This is a genomic window from Shewanella sp. POL2 (genome assembly GCF_000282755.1).
Lineage (GTDB): Bacteria > Pseudomonadota > Gammaproteobacteria > Enterobacterales > Shewanellaceae > Shewanella > Shewanella xiamenensis.
This window is the reverse complement of record NZ_AKZL01000003.1, coordinates 41,434-63,751: the sequence shown is the minus strand read 5'-3', so window position 1 is coordinate 63,751 and position 22,318 is coordinate 41,434. Positions and strand designations below refer to the sequence as shown.

Below are 22,318 nucleotides of genomic sequence, written 5' to 3'. Positions count from 1 at the left end.
AACAACAAGACGGGTTTATTCATTTAAGCCTCAAGGAGAGATATATGCATCATCTAACGTTAGCAGCTAGAGCTGTGCGCGCTACTCTAATCACTATGGGTTCTGCTAGTGTTTTATTATCTGGAATAACGATTGCGGCAGAAGAAAATACCAAAGTTGAACGTATTGAAGTCACTGGATCACGTATTAAACAGGTGGATATGGAAACCGTTTCTCCTGTCACTGTGATTAATGCAGCTGATATTGCCATGACGGGCGAAAAAACCGTTGCCGATGTTTTGAATAACTCGGCAATCAATAGTTTTGGTTCATGGCGGGGCGTTTCTGGTTATGGTTCAGGCGCAAGCTCAACAAGCAGCGTTAATCTTCGCGGGCTAGGCTCGTCTGCTACGCTGGTGTTGCTCGATGGCCGCCGTATGCCTGGTACGAGCTCAAGCTCCGGCTCTGTTGCTGACACATCCTCAATTCCAATGGCGATAGTGGAGCGTATTGAGATCCTACGTGATGGCGCCTCTGCCGTTTATGGTTCAGATGCCGTTGCGGGTGTGATCAACATTATTACCAAAAAAGAATTTGATGGTCTGCAATTAGATTACAGTACAGAGCAGCCTAGTGTCGAAGGCGGTGATGCTAACCGTTTATCCATTGCGACAGGTTATAATACGGATAAAGGCAATATTACCTTAACCTATGAATATTATGATACCAAAGCCGTCATGGATCGTGATATTTGGAATATGGACGATCCGAGTTACGCAACCTACAGTGGCTTAAGCTCTGTGCCCAATGGTAAATATGGCACAGGTAACGGCAGTTGGTATAGCAATTCAGATATTTGTGACCAAACTGAAAATACCGTCGATAAAACTGATGGAAATAATAATGGCCGCTGTTTATATGATTCAGGTAGAGTGACTAAATTATTTGGTGATCAGACCCGTAATTCCTTTTTATCCAATTTTACCTATGAAATTACCGACGGTATTCAATTTCGCGGTCGTGCATCTGCCTCGTTAGCTGAAACTGAAACGCGTTACGCAGGGACACCTGTATCAACAAATTATCCAGTAATGAGTGCTGATAATAAATTCAATCCCGTTGGGGAAGATATGACGCTTTATATGCGCTCTGCCCAAATTGGCGAGCGTGATACCTTAACTGAGACCAATAATGTCGATATTCTCGGTGGTTTTATTGGTACGCTGGATTTAGGCAATGGCATTGATTGGGAATTAAATGCACAGCATTCCCGCTCAACCACGAATTCATTTAATTACAATTTAATTAATGATGAGATAGTTCAGCAAGGAATAGATTCTGAACAGTACGATATTTTTAATACCACGGGCATGAGTTATGAGCAGTGGAACCAGCAGATGACTGAGCTGTATCGTAAGGCAGCTCATACGGGCGTGTATCAAGGTAAGTTTGAAAGCACTCAAATTGATGGACTGGCTTCAACGCTGCTTGTTGATAATGGCGATGTCTCTGTTGCTATGGTCGGTGGGCTTGAATATGAAATGATTAAGTTTAAGCAAACCAGTGATCCAGAGTCTGCTTCGGGCATTATCTCAGGTGGCTCGGGTGGCGATGATGTGGATGCAACCCGTGATCGAAGTGCAGCTTATTTAGAATTCCAAGTTGGCTTACCCGCGAATGTTGAGTTATCGGCCGCCGTTCGGTACGAGCGCTATGAACAGGAAGGATCGCTCACTGGTGCCCAAGGGCAAGTAGTTAATTCATCAACCTTTGATGCCGTAGTGCCTAAATTTGGTATTAGTTGGCGCCCCGTGGATAGCTTGTTACTGCGTGCCAGTTACGGTGACTCCTTCCGAGCACCCAATATGGGTGAAATGTTCTCTTCACAATCTTTAAGTTTTGAAAAAGCCGTCGATTCGCTTTGGTGTAATGAGCCAGGTAATGTGGATGCGGTTTATTGTGCGACCAGTAATCAACACAAAACTTGGTATGGTGGTAATCCCGACCTTGAGGCTGAGGAGGGTAACTCATTGACGTTAGGTGGCGTGTGGAATGCTACTGATAATTGGAATATCGAATTATCCTACTTTTCGATTGCCTACGAGAATAAAATTGAGTCGATAAGTGTGAACGACATACTGCGTGATGAAATTAAAAATGGTTCATCACCCTATGTTCACCGTGGTTCCGATGGCAAGATTGAATATATTGAAGCGGGTGTGCGCAACTTAGCGACGGTTGAAACGTCAGGTATTGATTTTGTCACAGCTTATAACCTAGAAACGGGGATCGGTGATTTCAACTTCAGACTCGATTTAACCCATGTTTTGGATTTTAAAAAGCAAGATAATGCCGAATCAGAAATGATTGATTATGCCGGGCTTACTGATTCGCCTGATTGGCGTGGTAATTTTGCAACCAGCTGGAAATATGACGATTTTTCTGCGGCCTGGACCGTAGTGTATATTGGTCGTCAATCGGCTGATTACTACAATCAGTTAGAAGAAACCGATGTTTACGTCGATTATTCAAACTACTTTAAACACAACATCCAGTTTGCCTATAACCATGCTTACAATGGTTCAATCACGGTTGGGGTGAATAATGTGTTTGATGCCGATGCACCAAACTTTTATACCTATGCTGATTACCGTGATGTAAACGTTGGACTGTATGATGTGTTGGGCCGTACTTACTATTTGAGAATTAACCAGAAGTTTTAAGTTATCCTTCTCCCTGGATAACTCAAACCTCCGCTTGCGGAGGTTTTTTTGCTTGTGGAATATAGAGACGCTGCTTAATGACTCAGGCGCAGTTCATGACGATGCTCATGCTGGTAATGCTCAGCGCAGCAACTGCAACGTTGTTCGGTAGGATCTTGCATTAAACGTTCAGCTTCGATTTCAGTTTCGCAATCGGAACAAAGGCCATAAAGACCTAAGTCAAGTTGGCAGAATGCGGCATCGAGGCGGTTTAAACGACAAAATAGCGGGTGATCGGCAAGGTGGCTCTGTGCCAGTCGGTCGATGAGTTCCCCTAGGCTGAGGTTGGCACAATGCGTCCCAAGTATTTCAATAAACTGAGGGAGCGCGCCGATTTCCTTCCTTAGATTAGCTTCAAGCTCTGACAATTCTTGTCTGATATGGGTGGTGCTCACGTAAAATCGCCTGTTTTATCTGACTCTGGGCATTCAGTCTAATAGTTCCACTACCAACGACTATGATAAAGATCAAGTATCTGTACGATTTTTAGGGGTAACGTGGTGGTTAACATAAAAAACCACCACTTTTGTATGGGGTTACTGGCTAAGATGTTGTTGCGCTTGTTCTAGCACACGCACAATGTCTTCAGTAGTTTTATAGATCCTAAGTTCCCGAAATAGGGTATCTGCCTCGGGATATTGGCGATTGAGATAACTAAACCACTGCTTAATGCGCGCTGGATAATAATCACTCTTACGGCCACTAAGCTCCCTTTGGGTATAACTGAGCATTAATTGTAACGTGTCAGCCCAACTGTAGGGCGTAGCACCGGTTTTTATGGTGTCTGCAAGATTGGGGAGCGAGATCGCGCCGCGGCCAATCATGATACTGTCGCACCCCGTCACTTCCATACAACGTTTAGCGTCGTCACTATTCCAAATCTCACCGTTGGCAATTACCGGTATTGGCAAACGTTTGCGCACTTCGGTGATGTATTCCCAATAAGCGGGTGGTTTGTAACCATCAACCTTACTGCGGGCATGGATAGCAAGCTCAGTTGCGCCCGCTTCATAAACGGCCAGCGCATTTTCCATAAACAGGGATTTGTCTTCGTAGCCTAAACGGATTTTGGCTGTCACCGGATGCTCAGCGGGCACTGCTTGGCGCATGGCGCGCACAATATCGTGAATCGTATTTGGGTATTGCAGCAACACAGCGCCGCCATTACTGCGATTGACCATCTTGGCAGGACAGCCAAAGTTTGCATCTACGCCGTGGGAGCCAAGCTCAATTGCGCGCATGGCGTTTTCGGCCATGCAATGAGGTTCTTGGCCTAAAAGTTGTACGCGGACTGGGGTACCCGATGGCGTATAGCCACCGCTCAGTAGCTCTGGACAGAGTTTAAGAAAGACCTTTTCAGGTAAGAGTTGGTCAACGACGCGCACAAATTCGGTGACAAGCAAATCGTAAGGGTTAATCGACGACAAAATATCTCGCATTAAGTCATCAACCACGCCTTCCATCGGAGCCAAGATTACCCGCACTGCTACAAACCCATATAGAGAAACAAAGGGCGTGCATTCTATCCTATTGGCTTGCTGTTACAAAGTGCGCAGAGAGGCTTGGCAACAATGACAACTATTTATGGCTATTTAATTGGCCAAATTCAGCTTCCTATCAGCATATTTTGATAATTTCTGTGATTTGGTGATATTTTTTGAAATGAAATGAAAGCGGTGCAGGTCTTTTGCAGTAAGCCAACGATAACCCTATTGTTGGTCACCATTAATCAATAAAAGGAAGCAAGAATATGAAATCAGTTAAGCAAACCGCGGTTGCAGTGGCATTAGGTACAGTGGTGGTTGGTTCAGCGTTTACTGTTAACGCGCAAACAAATTTATTTGGTTTTGAAACCATGGAATCAGGATATCAACTCGTTGGTTCTGAAGGTAAGTGTGGCGAGGGTAAATGCGGTGCAGATATGAAAAAAGCGGCTGCAGAAAAAGCTAAAGAAGGTAAATGCGGTGAAGCAAAATGTGGCGCAGATATGAAAAAAGCGGCGGCAGACAAAGCTCACGAAGGTAAGTGTGGTGAAGCAAAATGTGGCGCTGATATGAAAAAAGCAGCAGACAAAGCTCATGAAGGCAAATGTGGTGAAGGCAAATGCGGTGCTGATATGAAGAAAGCCGCTGAAAAAGTTGACGCTAAAACTGAAGCCGTAAAAAAGGAAGTCAAATAAGTTCAGTTGTACTTAGTGAGGTACTGCCCTAGCACATGGCCAGCCTATGCTGGCCTTTGTTTAGCAGCATCCAAATTAAAGGGGGTAAAGCAATGCAAGATCGTGGATTAGTTGGATTAGGGTTACGGCGAGAAATGCTCAGCGAGTTTTGCCAATCGCTGCCGAGTGCTATCGATTTTTTAGAGGTTGCCCCTGAAAACTGGATGACACTAGGTGGAAAATACGGTAAACAATTTAGACAATTAACTGAACAACATACCTTTTTCTGCCATGGTCTGTCGCTCTCAATCGGTAGCCCTGAGCCGTTGGATCTTGAGTTTGTTCGCCGTATCAAAGCTTTTATGGACTTACATCAAATTGATGTCTATTCAGAGCATTTAAGTTATTGCTCAGGAGCTGGCCATTTATACGATCTGATGCCAATTCCTTTTACCGAGGCCGCCGTTAAGCATGTCGCTCGGCGAGTCAAGCAAGTCGAAGATATTATAGAACGACCGCTTATTTTGGAAAATGTCTCCTTTTATGCGGCGCCCAGTGCGCAGATGACTGAGCTGGCGTTTTTGACGGCAGTGCTAGAAGAAGCCGACTGCAAACTCCTGCTAGATGTGAATAATATTTATGTTAACTCGATAAATCATCAATATGATGCGGCGGCATTTTTAAAGGCGATGCCAACTGAGCGGATTGCCTACTTGCATATCGCAGGACATTTTAAAGAATCAGAAGAATTATTGATTGATACCCACGGCAGCGATATCAATGCCCCTGTATGGGCGCTCCTAGATAGTTGCTATGCCATGCATGGCGTATTACCCACCTTGCTCGAGCGTGACTTTAATCTGCCGGCAACAGTGCATTTATTGGATGAAATTAATCAAATTCATACTTACCAAGCCCAGGCTAAAAAAAATCTAGCGAAGAGGATTGCCTAATGGATTTTAAGCAAGTACAGCAATCCTTTATCGATTATATTCGTGATCCTAACAATTCCGTGCCGATCGGTGTACCCATTGAGCGGATGCAGGTTTACCGAGAGCTATTTTTTAATAATGTGATGGGTTTTGTTTCTAATGCCTTCCCCGTACTCAAAAGCTTATACACTGATGCGCAGTGGCAAACCTTAGTGCAGGCTTTTTTTAGTCGACATGATTGTAAATCACCGATTTTTATCGATATTGCTGGGGAGTTTTTACAGTTCCTGCAGTTTCAATATTCTCCAATAGACATTGATCCGCCCTTTATGCTGGAACTTGCGCACTATGAATGGCTTGAACTACGGGTGGCAACTGCGCAGCAAGATAGCTGCCAAGTCCTGATTGGTAAAGAGGGAATTACGCATCAAAATCTATGTTTAGCCGCAACGGCAACCGTAGCGCAATACCAGTATCCAGTGCAGCAAATACGGCAAGATTATCGCCCAGAAGATCCTCTGCCGCAGCCAGTGTTTTTTTGCCTGTATCAGGATGAGGCAGGTGAGGTAGGCTTTTTGCAATTAACACCTTTAAGCGCACAAGTACTGGGTTATTTAGCCGAAAAGGGGCAGAGCACCTTTGATGAATTGATTCAATGGTTGGTTTCGACTTATCCGCAAATGCTAACAGAGACCTTAACTCAAGGTTGTTTACAGTTACTCGAGCAACTAACAGCTAAAGGTATCGTACGCGGAACATAGAAAGACATGGTGCTTAAGTACGCAAAATAATTGTAATAACCATACAGAAAAAGGGTTTTTGTTGGTGTGGCAAACCGCTACAATGACGCCCGTTTTGTGATCTTAATCACTGTATGATTCCCGCGCACTTATCTACGCACACATTTGAGGAGCTGTAATGAGCAGTCAGCCATTTAAAGACCCATTTAACGTTATGTATTTTATTGGTTTTATTTTAGTCTTACTGTTGCCGACACTACCAGCAAGCCTGACTTGGTTAAAGCAATTAGGCTTAATTTAAGCAGGTTTTAATCTCAAATTGAGTATACTACTGGCCACTCTGAGAGTGGCTTTTGTTTTTGAGGTTCGAGGCATTTACACACTATGATTATTTACAAACTATGATTATTTACACGCTATGATATTGAAACGCGGTTTGTTTTTATTGATAGGCTGCCTTGCGCTGGGTCTTGGACTGCTAGGTATTATCGTGCCACTGTTACCGACGGTGCCGTTTATTTTACTCGCCGCTTTTTGCTTCGCCCGTTCAAGCACTCGTTTACATCAGTGGTTAATGACACACCCTTGGTTTGCTGATGCGCTCACCCAGTGGCAAGAGCACCGTGCCATGCGCCCAGGCCTTAAGCGCAGGGCTATGCTACTCTCTGGCCTCAGTTTTAGTGTCAGTATTCTTGTTGTGCCAATCGTATGGGTAAAACTGTTGCTGTTAACCATGGCAATCGGGCTTCTCTGGTATCTGAAAACGATTCCTGAAATCGAATCCTAAGCACATTTGATCTAAGGCACAAATTGATAACCAATTCGTCACTTGAATACGCTGCTAGTTGCAACTCAAACCAAAGCGGCATAAGCTTTGTGCGAATTATTAAAGCTCGTCCACACTCGCTGTGGACGTTTTGTTTTTACTGCCAGCAATAAGCGTGGCGAAACGATTAAGTTAAATTAAATGGCTATGAATACAGAAACCTTATCCTTGATAAAGCAAAGCATTAAAACCATTCCTAATTATCCTAAGGAAGGGATTCTATTTCGCGATGTGACCAGTCTGCTGGAAAATGCTGCAGCCTATAAAGCGACTATTGATTTATTAGTTGAGCATTACCGCAACAAAGGCTTTACCAAGATTGTGGGTACCGAAGCCCGTGGTTTTCTGTTTGGTGCACCTTTGGCGTTGGAATTAGGTATTGGTTTTGTGCCAGTTCGTAAGCCAGGTAAACTGCCACGCGCGACGATTAGCCAAAGCTATGAGCTGGAATATGGCCACGATAGCCTTGAAATCCATACCGATGCGATTACCGCTAACGACAAAGTGCTAGTGGTTGACGACTTGCTGGCCACGGGCGGTACTATCGAAGCCACGGTAAAACTTATCCGCCAACTCGGTGGTGAAGTGCAAGATGCCGCCTTTGTGATTTCGTTACCTGATTTAGGTGGTGAGGCTCGTTTAACTGCCTTAGGTCTTGAGTTGGTTAAACTTTGTGAGTTTGAAGGCGAATAATTCTTCAGCCAAAGGCGCCTAGGGATAGTTTAATGGCATGTCGTTAATTGACATGTTATCTTGCAACTATCTCGGGGCGCAATCCCCTTTTTTGTACCAATATTCTTGTCATGCACATTGGGGAGTTCCATGTCATATCAGGTGTTAGCCAGAAAATGGCGCCCTGCCACATTCGAACAGATGGTCGGCCAAAGTCATGTGTTGCACGCATTAACCAATGCGTTAACCCAGCAACGTTTACACCATGCGTATCTTTTTACTGGCACGCGCGGCGTGGGCAAGACCAGTTTGGCGCGTCTCTTTGCCAAAGGTCTTAACTGTGAGAAGGGCGTAACGGCTTCCCCCTGTGGTGTGTGTGGCAGCTGTGTCGAAATTGCCCAAGGCCGTTTTGTTGACTTAATTGAAGTCGATGCCGCCTCGCGTACCAAAGTCGATGACACTCGTGAACTCTTAGATAATGTGCAATATCGTCCGACCCGAGGCCGTTTTAAGGTTTATCTGATCGACGAAGTACACATGCTTTCCCGCAGCAGTTTTAATGCGCTGCTAAAAACCCTCGAAGAACCGCCAGAGCATGTGAAGTTTTTGCTGGCGACCACCGATCCGCAAAAGCTGCCGGTGACTGTGTTATCCCGCTGTTTGCAATTTAATTTAAAGAGTTTAACCCAGCAGGAAATTGGCACTCAGCTACAGCATATTTTAACCCAAGAGCAATTGCCCTTTGAGCACGAAGCCCTAACTCTGCTCGCCAAAGCGGCCAATGGCAGCATGCGTGATGCTTTAAGCTTGACCGATCAGGCCATCGCCTTCGGTGGCGGCACGGTAATGCTCAACCAAGTGCAATCTATGCTGGGCAGCATCGATGAGCAGCATGTGCTGGGCTTACTTAAAGCCTTAACCGATGCCAATATTGGCGTATTGATGCAAAGCTGCGCCCAGGTGCTCGCCTATGGCGCGGACGCCCAAGAAGTGCTGCGTAGTTTACTGGAATTACTGCATCAGATTACCCTGACACAATTTGCGCCAGCCGCCGCGCAGCAATCCCTTTATAGTGCTCAAATTCAGGCCTTTGCCGAGCAGTTAGCGCCGGAACAAGTGCAGCTGTATTACCAAATTTTACTGACTGGCCGTAAAGACTTACCCCATGCGCCGGATCCTAAATCGGGCCTTGAAATGGCGCTGCTGCGAGCGGTGGCATTTGTTCCCGAAAAGCCAGTAAAACGTTGGCAAGTCGAAGATCCAGCTAAGGTAAGTTTGCCTTCTCAGCAGCCAATGTCTGCTTCGCCCGCATCAAATATGCCCGCGGTAGAACAGACGGTTAATCAGGCTGTGGCTGAAAAAAAAACTTCGCTAACTTCCGCCGTTGATTCCCAAGCTTTGCCACAAGTTGCAGCAACGTCTGCGCTTGCTACGACTTCACTCGTCGAAGCATCGCAACAAACTTTATCCGATGAGGATGTTTTAGCTGTCGATGAGGATGAGGTTGATGAAGCGTTAGTGCTCAATGCTGCATTGATTGCCGAGCAGCAAGTGATTTTAAGTCAAGCCCAAAGTCAGGGCTTTGGCGCAAATGTGGATGTTGTATCGAATACTGAGACAGAAGTAAGTGCTGTTTCTATGCCTGCATCAAATACTGATGCTGAACATCATCAAGCCGCGGTTGTTGATACCGCTAGTGTTAACCTTAAGCCTTACGCCAACCAGTTAACAGAACCTACAGTGGCATTATCTAATGAAAATGATGTCGAGGAAGAGACTCAAACGAGTGTTAACGAAAGTGTAGATAAGTTAACGCCTGATGCTTATTCAGCTGAGTCTTACGGGCAATACGATTATGCCGCCGCGCCGCTGGATGCATATCAAGATGATTATGCGCAATTTATATCTGAGGAGCAGGGCGCATTCTCTGATATAGAAGATAATTCGTTTAATCGCGACAGTGCTCAGTCTATTGATCATAGCCATGTTATGCATGAGTCTGCTGTTCATGGACATACCGCTCAAACGTCTGCTACACCAACACAAAAGTCGCAGTCTATTGCCGAAAGCTCTGCTTCAACAAGCCCTCTGGCTTCAACAACTCCTCCGGCTTCAACTACAGTGTCCCTCGATGATGACGATATTTTATCGGCGGTATTAGCGGCGCGTGACTCTTTGTTATCCGATCTTGATGCGCTCAGCACCAAGGAAGGTGATGGAAAAAAGTCGGCAGCGGAAGTTAAGCTTAAAACCCCGAGCCAGAGTGCGCATACTGCTCCAGTCTCTCACGCGCCAACACATAAAACGCCTTCAGTTGATGCTTCTATCGAGCCGCAAGTTGTCATTAATGAGTCCGATAACGACTTTGAGCTGCCCTTTGACGACGATTTCGAGGCCGAGATCCATCTTGAGTCACTATCCAATGTCACGCCGACTCCGCAGTTTGATCCAAACGATCGCCCGCCATGGGAAGAGGCGCCTGTCGTGGCAATGGATGAGGCAAGCTCATTGGCTGCTAGCTCACACCTACAAAGTGGCGTGAGCGCGCCGCAAAAATCAGTTGGTGCGGCAGTACCTGGGCATGCTTCGGCTCAAACCTCGACAATCGATACCGAAGTGGAAGAGATTAAGACTGATCTGCAACGCACTGAAGCAAATACCGTGCTGCAACCGTCTCAGACACAGGAATTATCACAGACGCAGCAACGGACCCAACAGTCACCGCCAAGCGAGACGGTTTCATCGGCGTCATTCACCGCATTAGCGCAGGCACAATCGATTACCGGTCATCCGCTCGATTTGCATTGGTATAAGCTCATGGCGAGCCTCGATATTGGTGGGCGTGTGCGTCAGTTAGCGGTCAATTCGATTTGTCAGCAGCAGGCTAACCCTTTGCCATTACTGTTAAAACCCGATCAGAAACACTTGGCGGCGCAGGTGGCCATTGAGCAGCTCGAGCAAGCCTTAACCGCAGCTCTTGGGAACCCAAGGCAGGTTGAGGTGGTCATAGGAACCGATCCTACACGGGAGACGCCCTTAGAGATGCGCAAACGTTTTCACCAAGAGTTACTGCAACAGGCGCAGCAGTCGTTAATAATGGATGACAATGTGCAATGGTTGATTAACCGCTTTGGGGCTGAGCTTGAGAAGGATAGCTTGCTCTATCCGCCTGAACTGTTAAATCAGCGCAGCGGGCTTATTCCTGCGTTACCTGAGCCCGAGTAATATTTCCTCTATGTATATGCTGCGTGGAATGGCAGAGTTTGTTAAAAACGCGCTATCAAGATCATAAGTTTATCGATGGGATCGCGGCATTGATTGCCAATCCCATTTATTTCAGTAAGATTAGCCAGCTTAAAAGCTTGCGACTAACCCTAATAGAAGAGAAATGACTATGTTTGGAAAAGGCGGTATGGGCAATCTGATGAAACAAGCCCAGATGATGCAAGAAAAAATGGCAAAAATGCAGGAAGAAATTGCCCGCATGGAAATGGTCGGTGAGTCAGGTGCAGGTCTGGTTAAAGTGACCATGACAGGCGCACACACAGTGCGTAAAGTCGAAATCGATCCAAGCTTGATGGAAGACGATAAAGAGATGTTAGAAGATTTGATTGCCGCAGCGTGTAACGATGCCGCGCGTCGTATCGAAGAAAACCAAAAAGCCAAAATGGCCGAAGTGACTGGCGGTATGCAATTACCACCAGGCATGAAAATGCCATTTTAATTGAGATAGACAATGAAATTTAGTCCACTGCTAGACGAGTTAATTCAGTCCCTACGTTGTTTACCAGGGGTTGGGCCTAAATCGGCGCAACGTATGGCGTTTCAATTACTTGAGCGAGACAGGAAAGCGGGGCTTAAATTAGCCTCTGCCCTGTCGAGTGCCATGAGTGATATCGGTCATTGTCAGTCTTGCCGAACCTACACTGAAGAAACGTTATGTCCGATTTGTGCTAGCCATAAGCGCGGCTCGTCTTCGACGATTTGTGTGGTCGAAACGCCAGCCGATGTGTTAGCCATTGAAGCGGGTGGACATTTTACGGGTCGCTATTTTGTTTTGCTGGGCCATTTATCCCCCCTCGATGGTGTGGGGCCTGAAGAGTTAGGCTTGGCGCTATTAGAGCGTCACTTAACCTCTGGCGATGTTGCTGAGCTGATTTTAGCGACTAATCCAACGGTTGAAGGTGAGGCCACAGCCCACTTTATCGCCGATATGGCAAGGCGCCACAAGGTGCTGATCAGCCGCATCGCCCACGGCGTGCCCGTGGGTGGCGAACTGGAATATGTCGACAGCACCACCTTAGCGATGTCCTTCAATGGGCGTATCCCGCTGTAGCCTGTGATGGCCTAAAGAATAAACCCGCTGGCTCTGTGCTCGCGGGTTTTTATTTTATGGCTGTATTTGTTTAGCGAACATGCCCTAGCGTGTCTAGGTCTAACATTCCTTTCTTCATTCTGACATAGGGATAGCGTAATTTCGGTTTGATACTGCCTTATTTTTCGCCATTTGATCTGTGATTTTATCTCCCCCCTTGAAAAGTGGATTTGCAGCCCCATTTTATAAAGCACTGAGCGTTTGCTTTAACCAAATTGCGTAACAAATAAGGAAAATTTCATGTCACAACAAGAAACTCATGGTTTTCAAACTGAAGTCAAACAGCTGTTGCATTTGATGATCCATTCTTTGTATTCCAACAAAGAAATTTTCTTGCGTGAACTGGTCTCTAACGCTGCGGATGCGGCCGATAAGCTGCGTTACCTTGCGTTGACCAACGACGCGTTATACGAAGGTGACGGTGAGCTACGTGTGCGTATCAGCGCAGACAAAGAAAAAGGCACTGTGACCATCGAAGACAACGGCGTGGGTATGACCCGCGATGGCGTGATTGAGCATTTAGGTACGATCGCCAAATCGGGCACCGCTGAATTCTTTAAAAACCTCTCTGGTGAAGCCTCAAAGGATTCGCAGCTAATCGGTCAATTCGGTGTGGGCTTCTATTCCGCCTTTATCGTAGCGAAAAAAGTCACCGTTCGTACCCGTGCTGCCGGCCATAAGGCCGATGAAGCCGTATTGTGGGAATCGGAAGGTGAGGGTAGCTTCACCGTTGAAACTATCACCAAGGCGAGCCGTGGTACTGAAATTACCCTGCACCTGCGTGATGAAGAGAAAGAGTTTGCCGATGAGTGGCGCCTACGCTCCATCATCACTAAATACTCAGACCATATTTCAATCCCAGTAGAAATGTGGCAGGAAGGCACCCCTGAGCGCGATGGCCCAGACGGTGAAAAAATTCCTGCAACCGAAGGCTATTGGAAGGTCATGAACAAGGCGACTGCGCTGTGGATGCGTAATAAGTCTGAGATCACTGACGAAGAATACCAAGAATTTTATAAGCATATTTCCCACGACTACACAGACGCTCTGCTGTGGAGTCATAACCGCGTTGAAGGTAAACAGGAATACACTAACCTGTTGTATATCCCTTCAAAAGCGCCGTGGGATCTGTGGAACCGTGACCGTAAGCATGGCCTGAAACTCTTTGTGCAGCGCGTGTTTATCATGGATGACGCTGAGCAGTTTATGCCATCTTACCTGCGTTTTGTGCAGGGTTTGATTGACTCAAACGATCTGCCGCTAAACGTGTCCCGCGAGATTTTACAGGACAATCACATCACCAAAGCGATGCGCACCGGTATCACTAAGCGTGTGCTGGGTATGTTGGAAAAACTGGCAAAAGACGATGCGGAAAAATACCAAAAATTCTGGGCCGAATTTGGTCAAGTGTTGAAAGAAGGTCCAGCGGAAGACTTTGCAAACCGTGAGCGTATTGCAGGCTTACTGCGTTTTGCGTCTACCCATACTGGCAGCGCGGCACCAACTGTGTCACTCGACGACTACATTAGCCGCATGAAGGAAGGCCAAACCAAGATTTACTATATCGTTGCCGACAGCCACGAAGCCGCGGCCAACAGCCCACACTTAGAACTGCTGCGTAAGAAAGGCATCGAAGTGTTGCTGATGTCAGAACGTATCGATGAGTGGTTAATCAACCACTTAACTGAGTACAAAGAAAAACAATTGCACTCAGTCACCCGTGGCGAGCTGGAATTAGGTGAGCTGGAAGATGCGGCCGAGAAGGAAGCACAGGAGAAACTCGCTGAAGAGTCTGCACCACTGATTGAACGCATTAAAGCGGCATTAGGCGCTAGCGTGGCCGATGTGAAAGTCACTTCACGCTTAACCGATACCCCAGCCTGTGTGGTCACGGGTGAAGGTGAAATGTCGACGCAAATGATCAAACTGATGCAGGCTGCCGGCCAGCCAGTGCCAGAGGTCAAGCCGACGTTTGAGATCAACCCTGCGCACCCATTAGTGTCGCGCCTTAATGATCTTCAGGATGAAGCCGCCTTTGCCGATTGGTCGAATCTGTTATTGCAACAGGCGCAATTGTCGGAGAAGGGCAGCCTAGCGGACCCATCTGCCTTTATTAAGCTGATGAACCAAATGTTATTGGCAAGCCTGAAGTAACACATTCGGGGCACTTGAGTAGAGACACAAGTGCCCCGATTCCGTTTTAGGCACCGCGAGTCGCATTATCCTAGGGCATTTCCCCGTAGAGGTGCCAGATTGGGAGTAAGGAAAACCATGGACAATATCCTCGATCTAACGAAAGACAATATTCAGCAAGTGGTTGATGCTTCGATGCAGCAACTGGTGGTGATGGTGTTTTGGGCCCAGCCACAGCCGCAGAGTGTTGCCATGGTGCAAACACTCGAGCAACTTGCCACCCAGCATGCTGGCCGTTTTGTGCTGGCGAAAGTGAACTGTGAAACTGAGCTGGAAATCGCGAACTATTTCCGCATTCAAGCACTGCCGACCACTTTAGTGCTCGATAAGGGCCAACCAATCGATGGCTTTGCGGGCATGCAGGAGGCGGCGCAGGTCAACACTATGCTGGAGAAACACTTGCCTCCGTTATGGCAATTGCAGCTTGAGCAAGCCAAAGCCTTGTTAGCCTTAAGCCAAGTATCGGCGGAGGATTTAACCACTGCGGCCGTGTTGCTGAAAGACGCCTATAGCGCCTCAAATCATGCTGCTGAGGTGAGTTTGGTGCTCGCCGATGTGTATTTGATGCAGGGTGAACTCGCCCAAGCGCAAACTTTACTCGAACAGATTGGCCTTGCCGATCAAGACAGTTATTACCAGAGCTTAAAGGCGAAATTAACCCTTGCCTTGGATGCGGCGGACACACCTGAAATTCGTGATTTACAGCAGAAGTTTGAGCATAATCCGCAGGATTTAGTGTTATTACTCGAACTTTGTAAAGCCTTGCATTCGGCTCACCGCGATGAAGAAGCACTTGCGCATTTATACGGTGTGTTATCTAAAGACTTGAATGCCGAAAATGGCAAAGTAAAACAAGTCTTTATGGAGATTTTAACAGCCCTTGGTCAAGGTAATAGTCTTGCTAACCAGTACCGTCGCAAGCTGTATACCTTGCTCTACTAAGGATAAAATTTGCCACAAAACGGCGATTTATTTGCGGTTTCTGAGGCTAAAGTCGAAGCTAAAAGCCTTCTCAATGGCGGTCAGATGTGCGAAGATCGCCGCCCTAAGAAGAATATCAATGCGAAAAAGAGGACTCTTGAGATGCGCATTATCCTATTGGGCGCCCCAGGTGCCGGTAAAGGTACCCAGGCCCAGTTCATTATGGAACAGTATGGTATCCCACAAATTTCTACTGGCGATATGTTACGTGCTGCTGTTAAAGCCGGTACTCCGCTGGGTTTAGAAGCGAAGAAAGTGATGGATGCAGGCCAACTGGTTTCTGATGATCTGATCATTGGACTGGTTAAAGAGCGTATCGCACAGGACGACTGTGCTAAAGGTTTCCTGTTAGACGGTTTCCCACGCACTATCCCGCAAGCGGATGCGATGGCGGCAAACGGTATCAGCATTGATCACGTGATTGAAATCGATGTGCCAGACGAAGAAATCGTTAAGCGTATGAGCGGCCGTCGCGTTCACCCAGGTTCTGGCCGTGTTTACCACGTGGTATTCAATCCACCTAAAGTGGAAGGCAAAGACGATGTGACTGGCGAAGACTTAGCAATTCGTCCAGATGACGAAGAAGCCACAGTGCGTAAGCGTTTAGGCATTTACCACGAACAAACTAAGCCATTGGTTGAATACTATGGCAAAGTGGCTGCGGCGGGTCACACTCAATACCATAAATTTGATGGTACTCAGTCGGTTGCTGCTGTGAGTGAACAGTTAGCCAGCGTGCTGAAATAAGCATCATTCGCTAAATTCGAGAACAAGTTCTCATATTAAGAAAAAGCCTGCTATTGCAGGCTTTTTTTATTGGCAACTGAATGTTAGCCTGCCGAGGTATTAGGCTGATAAAAGGTAACACATTGACTTCTCCCTCTCCTGCGTTTGGCGTGTTATTGGTCAATCTCGGCACGCCCGATGAACCCACTCCCAAAGCGGTTAAGCGATTCCTCAAACAGTTTTTAAGTGATCCTCGGGTCGTCGATTGGTCCCCTTGGCTGTGGCAGCCGATTTTGCAGGGGATAATCCTTAATACCCGACCCGCCAAGGTGGCCAAACTATATCAGAGTGTGTGGACAGAGCAGGGCTCGCCGCTGATGGTGATAAGTGAGCAGCAGGCACAAAAGTTAGCCACGGATCTGAGCGCGACCTTTAATCAAACTATTCCCGTTGAACTCGGCATGAGCTATGGCAATCCTTCGATTGATAGCGGCTTTGCCAAACTCAAAGCCCAAGGCGCCGAGCGTATCGTCGTACTGCCGTTATATCCGCAATATTCCTGCTCAACTGTCGCCAGCGTGTTCGATGCGGTGGCGCAGTATTTTGCTAAAGTGCGCGATATTCCTGAGCTGCGCTTTAGCAAACAGTATTTTGACCATGAAGCCTATATCGCGGCTTTAGCGCATTCGGTTAAGCGCCATTGGAAAACCCATGGCCAGGCCGACAAGTTGATTTTATCCTTCCACGGTATTCCGCTGCGGTATGCCACTGAAGGCGATCCCTATCCTGAGCAGTGTCGCACTACCGCCAAGTTACTGGCACAGGCTCTGGGATTAACCGATGGACAATGGCAGGTGTGTTTCCAATCCCGCTTCGGCAAAGAAGAGTGGTTAACCCCTTATGCTGATGAACTGCTGGCCGATTTACCCCGCCAAGGCGTGAAAAGCGTTGATATAATTTGCCCAGCCTTTGCCACTGATTGCCTCGAAACCTTAGAGGAAATTTCGATTGGTGGTAAAGAGACTTTCCTGCATGCGGGTGGTGAGGCCTATCACTTTATTCCCTGTTTAAATGATGATGAGCTCCATATCGAGCTGCTCAGGCAATTGGTACAAGAACAAGCTCAACCTTGGATACGCGCAGAGTGACGGTAAATTTCTCCCGTTGAAACCTAAACACGGCCTAGTTTCATGCTGATTTTATGGTAGAATCTGCGCCCTTTGTGGCTCGGGAGTGGATTTTTTATCTCTCTAGCCTAGACTCATTATTTTTAGGACACGATGAGCCAACGCTCGTTGTAATGCCCATTAGCATGGATGCCAGGAAAAGAGAGCCACTATGAAGTTTCCCGGTCAGCGCAAATCGAAACATTATTTTCCGGTCAAAACCCGTGACCCATTGCTTGAGCAATTAACGCAGCAACCTCAACCTTTTGCGACTTATATCAGCGGTATCGATCAAACCTTAGTGGATATCGAAGCCAAGGTAGAGGATGAGTTGCTCGGGCGTTATGGTTTACCCAAGGGTAATTCGACGCTTATCAATGATGAGCAAGCGCACGCCCTGTATACCGAGCTGAAACAAAACGGTTTGATCAGCGATGAGTTTGCGGGCGGCACTATTGGTAACACAGTGCACAATTATTCTATTTTGGCCGATGACCGCTCTGTGTTGTTTGGGGTGATGAGCCAAAATATCGAAGTCGGCAGTTACGCCTACCGTTATCTTTGCAACACCTCCTCTAAAGTAGACCTTAACTTCCTGCAACCCGTCGATGGCCCCATAGGTCGTTGTTTTACGCTGATTTCTGATTGCGGTGAGCGTACCTTCGCGATCAGTAAAGGGGCGATGGATAAGTTAACCCCAGAATACATTGATAAAGACGTAGTACAGGGCAGCTCTGCCTTGGTATTAACCGCCTATTTAATGCGTGCCAGCGGCGGCGACAGGATCACCGATGCGGCCATGTGCGCGATTGAATATGCCAAAGCAGCCGAAGTCCCTGTGGTATTGACCTTAGGCACACGCTTCTTAATCGAAGAAGATCCGGTTTGGTGGCAAAACTTTATCCAAGAGCATGTGACCATTTTGGCGATGAACGAAGATGAAGGCGAGGCGTTAACTGGGTTTCGCGATCCGCTGCTTGCCAGCGAAAGAGCCCTCGAGTGGTGCGATATGGTGTTAACCACCGCTGGCCCAATCGGGCTTTATACCGCAGGTTATACCGATGATGCCGAAAAGCGCGAGACCACTCATACGCTGCTGCCAGGTGCTATCCCTGAATTTAACCGTTATGAGTTCTCACGTCCTAAGCTTAAGCGTGATTGCGAAAACCCGATTAAAGTCTATGCCCATATTTCCCCTTACATGGGCGGCCCTGAGAAAATCGGCAACACCAATGGTGCGGGCGATGGTGCGTTGTCGGCGTTATTGCATGACTTGGCGGCCAATACCTTCCACAAGACCAACGTGCCAGGCTCAAGTAAGCATAAGCGTGATGGCTTATGTTATTCATCCTTCTCACAAATTTGTAAGTACGCTAACCGCGTGGCCTATGAGGTATTAGCGCAGCACAGTCCGCGTTTGTCCCGTGGGTTACCCGAGCGTGAAGACAGCTTAGAAGAATCCTACTGGGAAAGATAAACCAGCATAGGTTTCAGTTAATAAGGGCAATAGCGGCAAACCGTTATTGCCCTTGTTGTTTTTAGGCGCAAATAAATGATAACGTTAGGCGGTTTACCGCTCCCAATAACAGCGAATATTTAAGGTGGAATTTTCGGTGAAAGCGCAGATCTTAAGAGAAATGAAGGTACTCAAGGCGATTGAGCCTGAGTTTGAAGTGCAGCGCCGCGTGGCGTTTATTAAAACCAAGCTCAAAGAGGCCCGCAGTAAGGCGTTGGTATTAGGGATCAGCGGAGGTGTGGATTCATCGACGGCGGGGCGTTTATGCCAGTTGGCCGTTGATAGCCTCAATAGTGAACATCCCGAGGGCGGTTATCAGTTTATTGCGGTGCGTTTACCCTATCAAATTCAAAAAGATGAGCATGAAGCTCAGCAAGCGTGCCAATTTATTCAGCCATCCAAATTAGTCACAGTAAATGTGCACCAAGGTGTTGATGGCGTGCATCAAGCCACCTTAAGTGCGTTTGTTGAGGCGGGACTGAGTATGCCGGATGAGGCGAAAGTGGATTTTGTTAAGGGCAATGTTAAAGCGCGGATGCGCATGATTGCCCAGTATGAGTTAGCGGGATTAGTCGGCGGCTTAGTGGTGGGGACTGATCATAGCGCCGAAAACATTACCGGTTTTTATACCAAATGGGGCGATGGTGCCTGTGATCTCGCGCCTTTATTTGGCCTCAATAAACGCCAAGTGCGCCAATTAGCGGCCTATCTCGGTGCTCCTGAGTCATTAGTTTACAAGGCACCAACGGCGGATTTAGAGGACAACAAACCGCTACTCGAAGATGAAGTCGCGCTCGGGCTGACCTATGAGCAAATTGATGATTTCCTCGAAGGAAAGGTCGTTGATAAGGCTGTGGAAGAGAAGCTTATCAATATCTATAAGGCCACCCAACATAAGCGCCAGCCCATTCCAACCATCTACGACTGATTTTTATCACTAACCTTGGCATAGGCAATGCTATCTAAGTTTTCTTTTAAAGCACTCGGCTTATCTGGGTGCTTTTTTATGAAATTTTTATCAAGTCAGATACGTTTCGTAGATGCGAGCGTGTAAGTGCAATCAGGGCATTAGAGTATTGGCGGTAATCTAAGTAGGGCGTGAGTAGCACTGATATCGAGTGGGAAGATTGAGTCTGCATTATTGTCGTGATGTCTTGCAGTTTACCTTGGGAGGCTTGCATCAATTGCAGTACTGTTTGCTGGTTGGCGCTTTGCTGAGGGCCTGCGGCGATATGACTCTCGATAGCAATTCCTAATGCCGTCGCGGCAGCTTGCCCACACACAATATGAATATTGGCATGGGGCGATAGGGCACTAGCACCTATCAAGAGCATTTGGTGTTTTTTGAGTAATAAGTTGTCGCGATAGTGGCGCCAATCCTCACTGGGGGCGCAAATTTTGGCCATAATGGTGAAGATCTTACGCCAGTGGTTACCGTTTAAGGCGATGAGTTCTGCTATCGCGTTATCCTGCTCCCAATGCCAATATTCAGGCATGAGTGGGGGATTAGGGAGATAAAACGCATAGGACGCTGTGGCTGGACCAATATGCATAATAAGTAAAATTTGCGAATATCGAATAAAAGTAGAGCGGATATTAACCTAAATAGGGTAAACCGCCGAAACTAAAATGCCATCAAAACAAATCTTAAATATGAATATTGAGGTTTATTTTTATCTAACCGTATAATCTGCATGCGAATTTTTATAGGAACCATGGGGCAGCAATGAAAGCCATTATCATAGGCTCAACTAAACATTTATTTTTCGCTGCCTTTTATGGCTGTTTAGGTATTGCAGTTGCCTTATTAGTGACTGGAATTTATTTTCTCAATGCTAAACCCGATCTGTCCCTCTGGCACACGACTGAGTTAAAACACGAATTCCACTACAACACTAAACTCCATAACTTTGGTGATTACATTGCCTTAGAAGATAAGCTTTTCACTGAGGTCGATAACAAAGTACTCAAAAAAGTGTCGGCGGCAGATGCATCGCCCGTCAATCGTTATGTTAAAAACAGCCTTGCCGATCCCGCGAGATGGCCACAAAACTGGAATCGCAGTTTTGAATGGCCTAAAGCCAATGCGCCTTTTGGCGTATTGTTGCTCCATGGTATGTCAGATTCACCCTATGCTATGTCTAATGTGGCAGCACATTTTAAAGGTAAAGCCCATGTACTTGGATTAAGACTTCCAGGCCATGGCACCATTCCTAGTGGTTTGACGAGCCTGTACTGGCAAGACTTAGCCGCCGCAGTTAATTTGGCAACGGCGCACATGAAACAAGAACTTAAAGGTAAGCCGTTATTTGTTATTGGCTTTTCAACGGGCGCTGCAGTGGCACTTAACCATGAACTTGAACTGATTAATCAAGATAAAGCGCCTGACTACGCAGGGATGATTTTTATGTCGCCCGCAATTGGCCTTGCGCCCATTGCGGCAGCGGCTCGCTGGCAAAGTTGGATAGGCCGTTTGCTCGACTTAGATAAGCTGCAATGGAATAGTATTCAGATGGAATACGATCCCTTTAAGTACATGTCTTTTGCCGTCAACGCAGGGGATGTCGTCTACCAATTGGCATTACGTAATCAGAGTTTGTTAAGCGGATTAACGCCTTTGCAGCGAGAACAGATTCCAGCCATCTTAAGCTTTCAATCCGTTGCCGATGCAACGGTATCTAGTGCAGCTGTAGTGAGTTTGTTGTATCAAACGCTACCGCAAAAGGGCCATGAATTAGTGTTATTTGATATGAATCGTACTGTTATCAACAGTAAGTTAATGACAAATGATCCACTACCCGCTTTGTTACCAACAGCCACTGACAACATTCATTACCGAGGCACGCTGATTGAAAATATCAATAACGAAACGACTCAGGTTCAAGCTCGGGAATTTGGATTGAGGCCACAGGATGAGTCGTTATCTCAGATTGAACACCTCCCGCTTCATTGGCCGGCGGGCGTGTATTCTCTTTCTCATGTTGCGTTACCTTTTGCTGAAAATGATGGCCTATATGGCATGTCAAGCAATGAGAAGCTAACCCGCATACAAATAGGCGCAGCCGCTTCCCGTGGTGAGCGAGGCGTTTATAGTGTGCCTGCTTCAGAAATGTTACGTCAAAAATGGAACCCCTTTTTCCCCTATATGATGGACCGAATTGAACAATATCGAAGTGCACATATGCCGAATGAGGCACACTGAAAGGTATAATAGTTTGAAAATGTAGTCATTCAGGCCAGAAACTAAGCAGTTGATCAAACAGACTTCACTAAGCACTTGCGTTGATTGAAT

20 protein-coding genes are annotated in these 22,318 nt (G+C 46.8%); 17 read left to right on the top strand and 3 right to left on the bottom strand.

Annotated features, from left to right (window positions below; genetic code table 11):
* Positions 1-44: 44 nt before the first annotated feature.
* The gene (locus SHEWPOL2_RS01420) at positions 45-2,702 is read left to right on the top strand and encodes a TonB-dependent receptor (RefSeq protein ID WP_037425282.1); all 2,658 of its coding nucleotides are present in this window, start codon (positions 45-47) and stop codon (positions 2,700-2,702) included.
* Positions 2,703-2,776: 74 nt separating this feature from the next.
* On the opposite strand, the gene SHEWPOL2_RS01415 is transcribed toward SHEWPOL2_RS01420, so the two are convergent.
* Both SHEWPOL2_RS01415 and SHEWPOL2_RS01410 read right to left on the bottom strand, forming a co-directional pair.
* The gene (locus SHEWPOL2_RS01415; RefSeq protein ID WP_037417804.1) at positions 2,777-3,136 is read right to left on the bottom strand and encodes a TraR/DksA C4-type zinc finger protein; all 360 of its coding nucleotides are present in this window, start codon (positions 3,134-3,136) and stop codon (positions 2,777-2,779) included.
* A 141-nt stretch (positions 3,137-3,277) separates the two neighbouring features.
* On the bottom strand, positions 3,278-4,225 hold the full coding sequence (locus tag SHEWPOL2_RS01410; RefSeq protein ID WP_037425279.1) for a tRNA-dihydrouridine synthase: 948 nt from the start codon (positions 4,223-4,225) through the stop codon (positions 3,278-3,280).
* 266 nt (positions 4,226-4,491) lie between these two features.
* Here SHEWPOL2_RS01410 and SHEWPOL2_RS01405 point away from each other — a divergent pair, with 266 nt between their 5' ends.
* The 15 genes from SHEWPOL2_RS01405 to nadE all read left to right on the top strand — a co-directional run bounded on the left by SHEWPOL2_RS01405 (position 4,492) and on the right by nadE (position 19,954).
* Entirely contained in the window at positions 4,492-4,920 is a 429-nt protein-coding gene (locus SHEWPOL2_RS01405; RefSeq protein WP_037417772.1) for a hypothetical protein, read from the top strand.
* Positions 4,921-5,012: 92 nt separating this feature from the next.
* Positions 5,013-5,852 (top strand): DUF692 domain-containing protein, encoded by an 840-nt coding sequence (locus tag SHEWPOL2_RS01400; RefSeq protein ID WP_037425384.1) that lies wholly within the window; start codon positions 5,013-5,015, stop codon positions 5,850-5,852.
* Positions 5,852-6,592, top strand: coding sequence for a putative DNA-binding domain-containing protein (locus SHEWPOL2_RS01395; protein ID WP_037425278.1), 741 nt, complete (start codon positions 5,852-5,854; stop codon positions 6,590-6,592). The genes SHEWPOL2_RS01400 and SHEWPOL2_RS01395 overlap by 1 nt, the downstream gene beginning before the upstream one ends.
* 157 nt (positions 6,593-6,749) lie before the next feature.
* Entirely contained in the window at positions 6,750-6,872 is a 123-nt protein-coding gene (locus SHEWPOL2_RS23310; protein WP_011072094.1) for a hypothetical protein, read from the top strand.
* A gap of 117 nt (positions 6,873-6,989) precedes the next feature.
* The gene (locus tag SHEWPOL2_RS01385; RefSeq protein ID WP_037417764.1) at positions 6,990-7,358 is read left to right on the top strand and encodes a YbaN family protein; all 369 of its coding nucleotides are present in this window, start codon (positions 6,990-6,992) and stop codon (positions 7,356-7,358) included.
* Between the two features lie 180 nt (positions 7,359-7,538).
* On the top strand, positions 7,539-8,090 hold the full coding sequence (apt, locus tag SHEWPOL2_RS01380; RefSeq protein WP_023265726.1) for an adenine phosphoribosyltransferase: 552 nt from the start codon (positions 7,539-7,541) through the stop codon (positions 8,088-8,090).
* Positions 8,091-8,219: 129 nt separating this feature from the next.
* Positions 8,220-11,294: a DNA polymerase III subunit gamma/tau gene (gene dnaX / locus SHEWPOL2_RS01375; RefSeq protein WP_037425275.1), complete on the top strand. Its 3,075-nt coding sequence runs from the start codon at positions 8,220-8,222 to the stop codon at positions 11,292-11,294.
* Between the two features lie 169 nt (positions 11,295-11,463).
* On the top strand, positions 11,464-11,793 hold the full coding sequence (locus SHEWPOL2_RS01370; RefSeq protein ID WP_007648738.1) for a YbaB/EbfC family nucleoid-associated protein: 330 nt from the start codon (positions 11,464-11,466) through the stop codon (positions 11,791-11,793).
* A 12-nt stretch (positions 11,794-11,805) separates the two neighbouring features.
* Positions 11,806-12,405: a recombination mediator RecR gene (recR, locus tag SHEWPOL2_RS01365; RefSeq protein ID WP_037425273.1), complete on the top strand. Its 600-nt coding sequence runs from the start codon at positions 11,806-11,808 to the stop codon at positions 12,403-12,405.
* Positions 12,406-12,684: 279 nt separating this feature from the next.
* The gene (gene htpG / locus SHEWPOL2_RS01360; protein ID WP_037425271.1) at positions 12,685-14,598 is read left to right on the top strand and encodes a molecular chaperone HtpG; all 1,914 of its coding nucleotides are present in this window, start codon (positions 12,685-12,687) and stop codon (positions 14,596-14,598) included.
* Between the two features lie 117 nt (positions 14,599-14,715).
* Positions 14,716-15,579: a tetratricopeptide repeat protein gene (locus tag SHEWPOL2_RS01355; RefSeq protein WP_037425269.1), complete on the top strand. Its 864-nt coding sequence runs from the start codon at positions 14,716-14,718 to the stop codon at positions 15,577-15,579.
* 141 nt (positions 15,580-15,720) lie between these two features.
* Complete coding sequence (gene adk / locus SHEWPOL2_RS01350; protein ID WP_037417813.1) at positions 15,721-16,365, top strand: adenylate kinase; 645 nt, start codon at positions 15,721-15,723, stop codon at positions 16,363-16,365.
* A gap of 80 nt (positions 16,366-16,445) precedes the next feature.
* Complete coding sequence (gene hemH, locus SHEWPOL2_RS01345; RefSeq protein ID WP_037425266.1) at positions 16,446-17,492, top strand: ferrochelatase; 1,047 nt, start codon at positions 16,446-16,448, stop codon at positions 17,490-17,492.
* 190 nt (positions 17,493-17,682) lie between these two features.
* Positions 17,683-18,987 carry an inosine/guanosine kinase gene (locus SHEWPOL2_RS01340; RefSeq protein ID WP_037425263.1) on the top strand — a complete coding sequence of 435 codons (1,305 nt, stop codon included), beginning with the start codon at positions 17,683-17,685 and terminating at the stop codon, positions 18,985-18,987.
* A gap of 136 nt (positions 18,988-19,123) precedes the next feature.
* A complete protein-coding gene (gene nadE / locus SHEWPOL2_RS01335; RefSeq protein WP_037425381.1) occupies positions 19,124-19,954 on the top strand; it encodes an ammonia-dependent NAD(+) synthetase in 831 nt (276 codons plus the stop codon).
* 76 nt (positions 19,955-20,030) lie between these two features.
* On the opposite strand, the gene SHEWPOL2_RS01330 is transcribed toward nadE, so the two are convergent.
* The gene (locus SHEWPOL2_RS01330) at positions 20,031-20,579 is read right to left on the bottom strand and encodes a hypothetical protein (protein WP_037425260.1); all 549 of its coding nucleotides are present in this window, start codon (positions 20,577-20,579) and stop codon (positions 20,031-20,033) included.
* A gap of 173 nt (positions 20,580-20,752) precedes the next feature.
* Between SHEWPOL2_RS01330 and SHEWPOL2_RS01325 the strand changes: the two genes are divergently transcribed.
* Positions 20,753-22,228, top strand: coding sequence for an alpha/beta fold hydrolase (locus SHEWPOL2_RS01325; protein ID WP_037425257.1), 1,476 nt, complete (start codon positions 20,753-20,755; stop codon positions 22,226-22,228).
* Positions 22,229-22,318: the final 90 nt, after the last annotated feature.

What these genes read in the sequence shown, in the direction of transcription:
- SHEWPOL2_RS01400 (WP_037425384.1), top strand. Translation starts at nt 5,013, where the DNA reads ATGCAAGATCGTGGATTAGTTGGATTAGGGTTACGGCGAGAAATGCTC.
- SHEWPOL2_RS01355 (WP_037425269.1), top strand. Translation starts at nt 14,716, where the DNA reads ATGGACAATATCCTCGATCTAACGAAAGACAATATTCAGCAAGTGGTT.
- SHEWPOL2_RS01385 (WP_037417764.1), top strand. Translation starts at nt 6,990, where the DNA reads ATGATATTGAAACGCGGTTTGTTTTTATTGATAGGCTGCCTTGCGCTG.
- SHEWPOL2_RS01330 (WP_037425260.1), bottom strand. Translation starts at nt 20,579, where the DNA reads ATGCATATTGGTCCAGCCACAGCGTCCTATGCGTTTTATCTCCCTAAT.
- hemH (WP_037425266.1), top strand. Translation starts at nt 16,446, where the DNA reads ATGTTAGCCTGCCGAGGTATTAGGCTGATAAAAGGTAACACATTGACT.
- SHEWPOL2_RS01405 (WP_037417772.1), top strand. Translation starts at nt 4,492, where the DNA reads ATGAAATCAGTTAAGCAAACCGCGGTTGCAGTGGCATTAGGTACAGTG.
- SHEWPOL2_RS01420 (WP_037425282.1), top strand. Translation starts at nt 45, where the DNA reads ATGCATCATCTAACGTTAGCAGCTAGAGCTGTGCGCGCTACTCTAATC.
- SHEWPOL2_RS01395 (WP_037425278.1), top strand. Translation starts at nt 5,852, where the DNA reads ATGGATTTTAAGCAAGTACAGCAATCCTTTATCGATTATATTCGTGAT.
- SHEWPOL2_RS01340 (WP_037425263.1), top strand. Translation starts at nt 17,683, where the DNA reads ATGAAGTTTCCCGGTCAGCGCAAATCGAAACATTATTTTCCGGTCAAA.
- dnaX (WP_037425275.1), top strand. Translation starts at nt 8,220, where the DNA reads ATGTCATATCAGGTGTTAGCCAGAAAATGGCGCCCTGCCACATTCGAA.
- adk (WP_037417813.1), top strand. Translation starts at nt 15,721, where the DNA reads ATGCGCATTATCCTATTGGGCGCCCCAGGTGCCGGTAAAGGTACCCAG.
- recR (WP_037425273.1), top strand. Translation starts at nt 11,806, where the DNA reads ATGAAATTTAGTCCACTGCTAGACGAGTTAATTCAGTCCCTACGTTGT.
- apt (WP_023265726.1), top strand. Translation starts at nt 7,539, where the DNA reads ATGGCTATGAATACAGAAACCTTATCCTTGATAAAGCAAAGCATTAAA.
- SHEWPOL2_RS01370 (WP_007648738.1), top strand. Translation starts at nt 11,464, where the DNA reads ATGTTTGGAAAAGGCGGTATGGGCAATCTGATGAAACAAGCCCAGATG.
- htpG (WP_037425271.1), top strand. Translation starts at nt 12,685, where the DNA reads ATGTCACAACAAGAAACTCATGGTTTTCAAACTGAAGTCAAACAGCTG.
- SHEWPOL2_RS23310 (WP_011072094.1), top strand. Translation starts at nt 6,750, where the DNA reads ATGAGCAGTCAGCCATTTAAAGACCCATTTAACGTTATGTATTTTATT.
- SHEWPOL2_RS01325 (WP_037425257.1), top strand. Translation starts at nt 20,753, where the DNA reads ATGAAAGCCATTATCATAGGCTCAACTAAACATTTATTTTTCGCTGCC.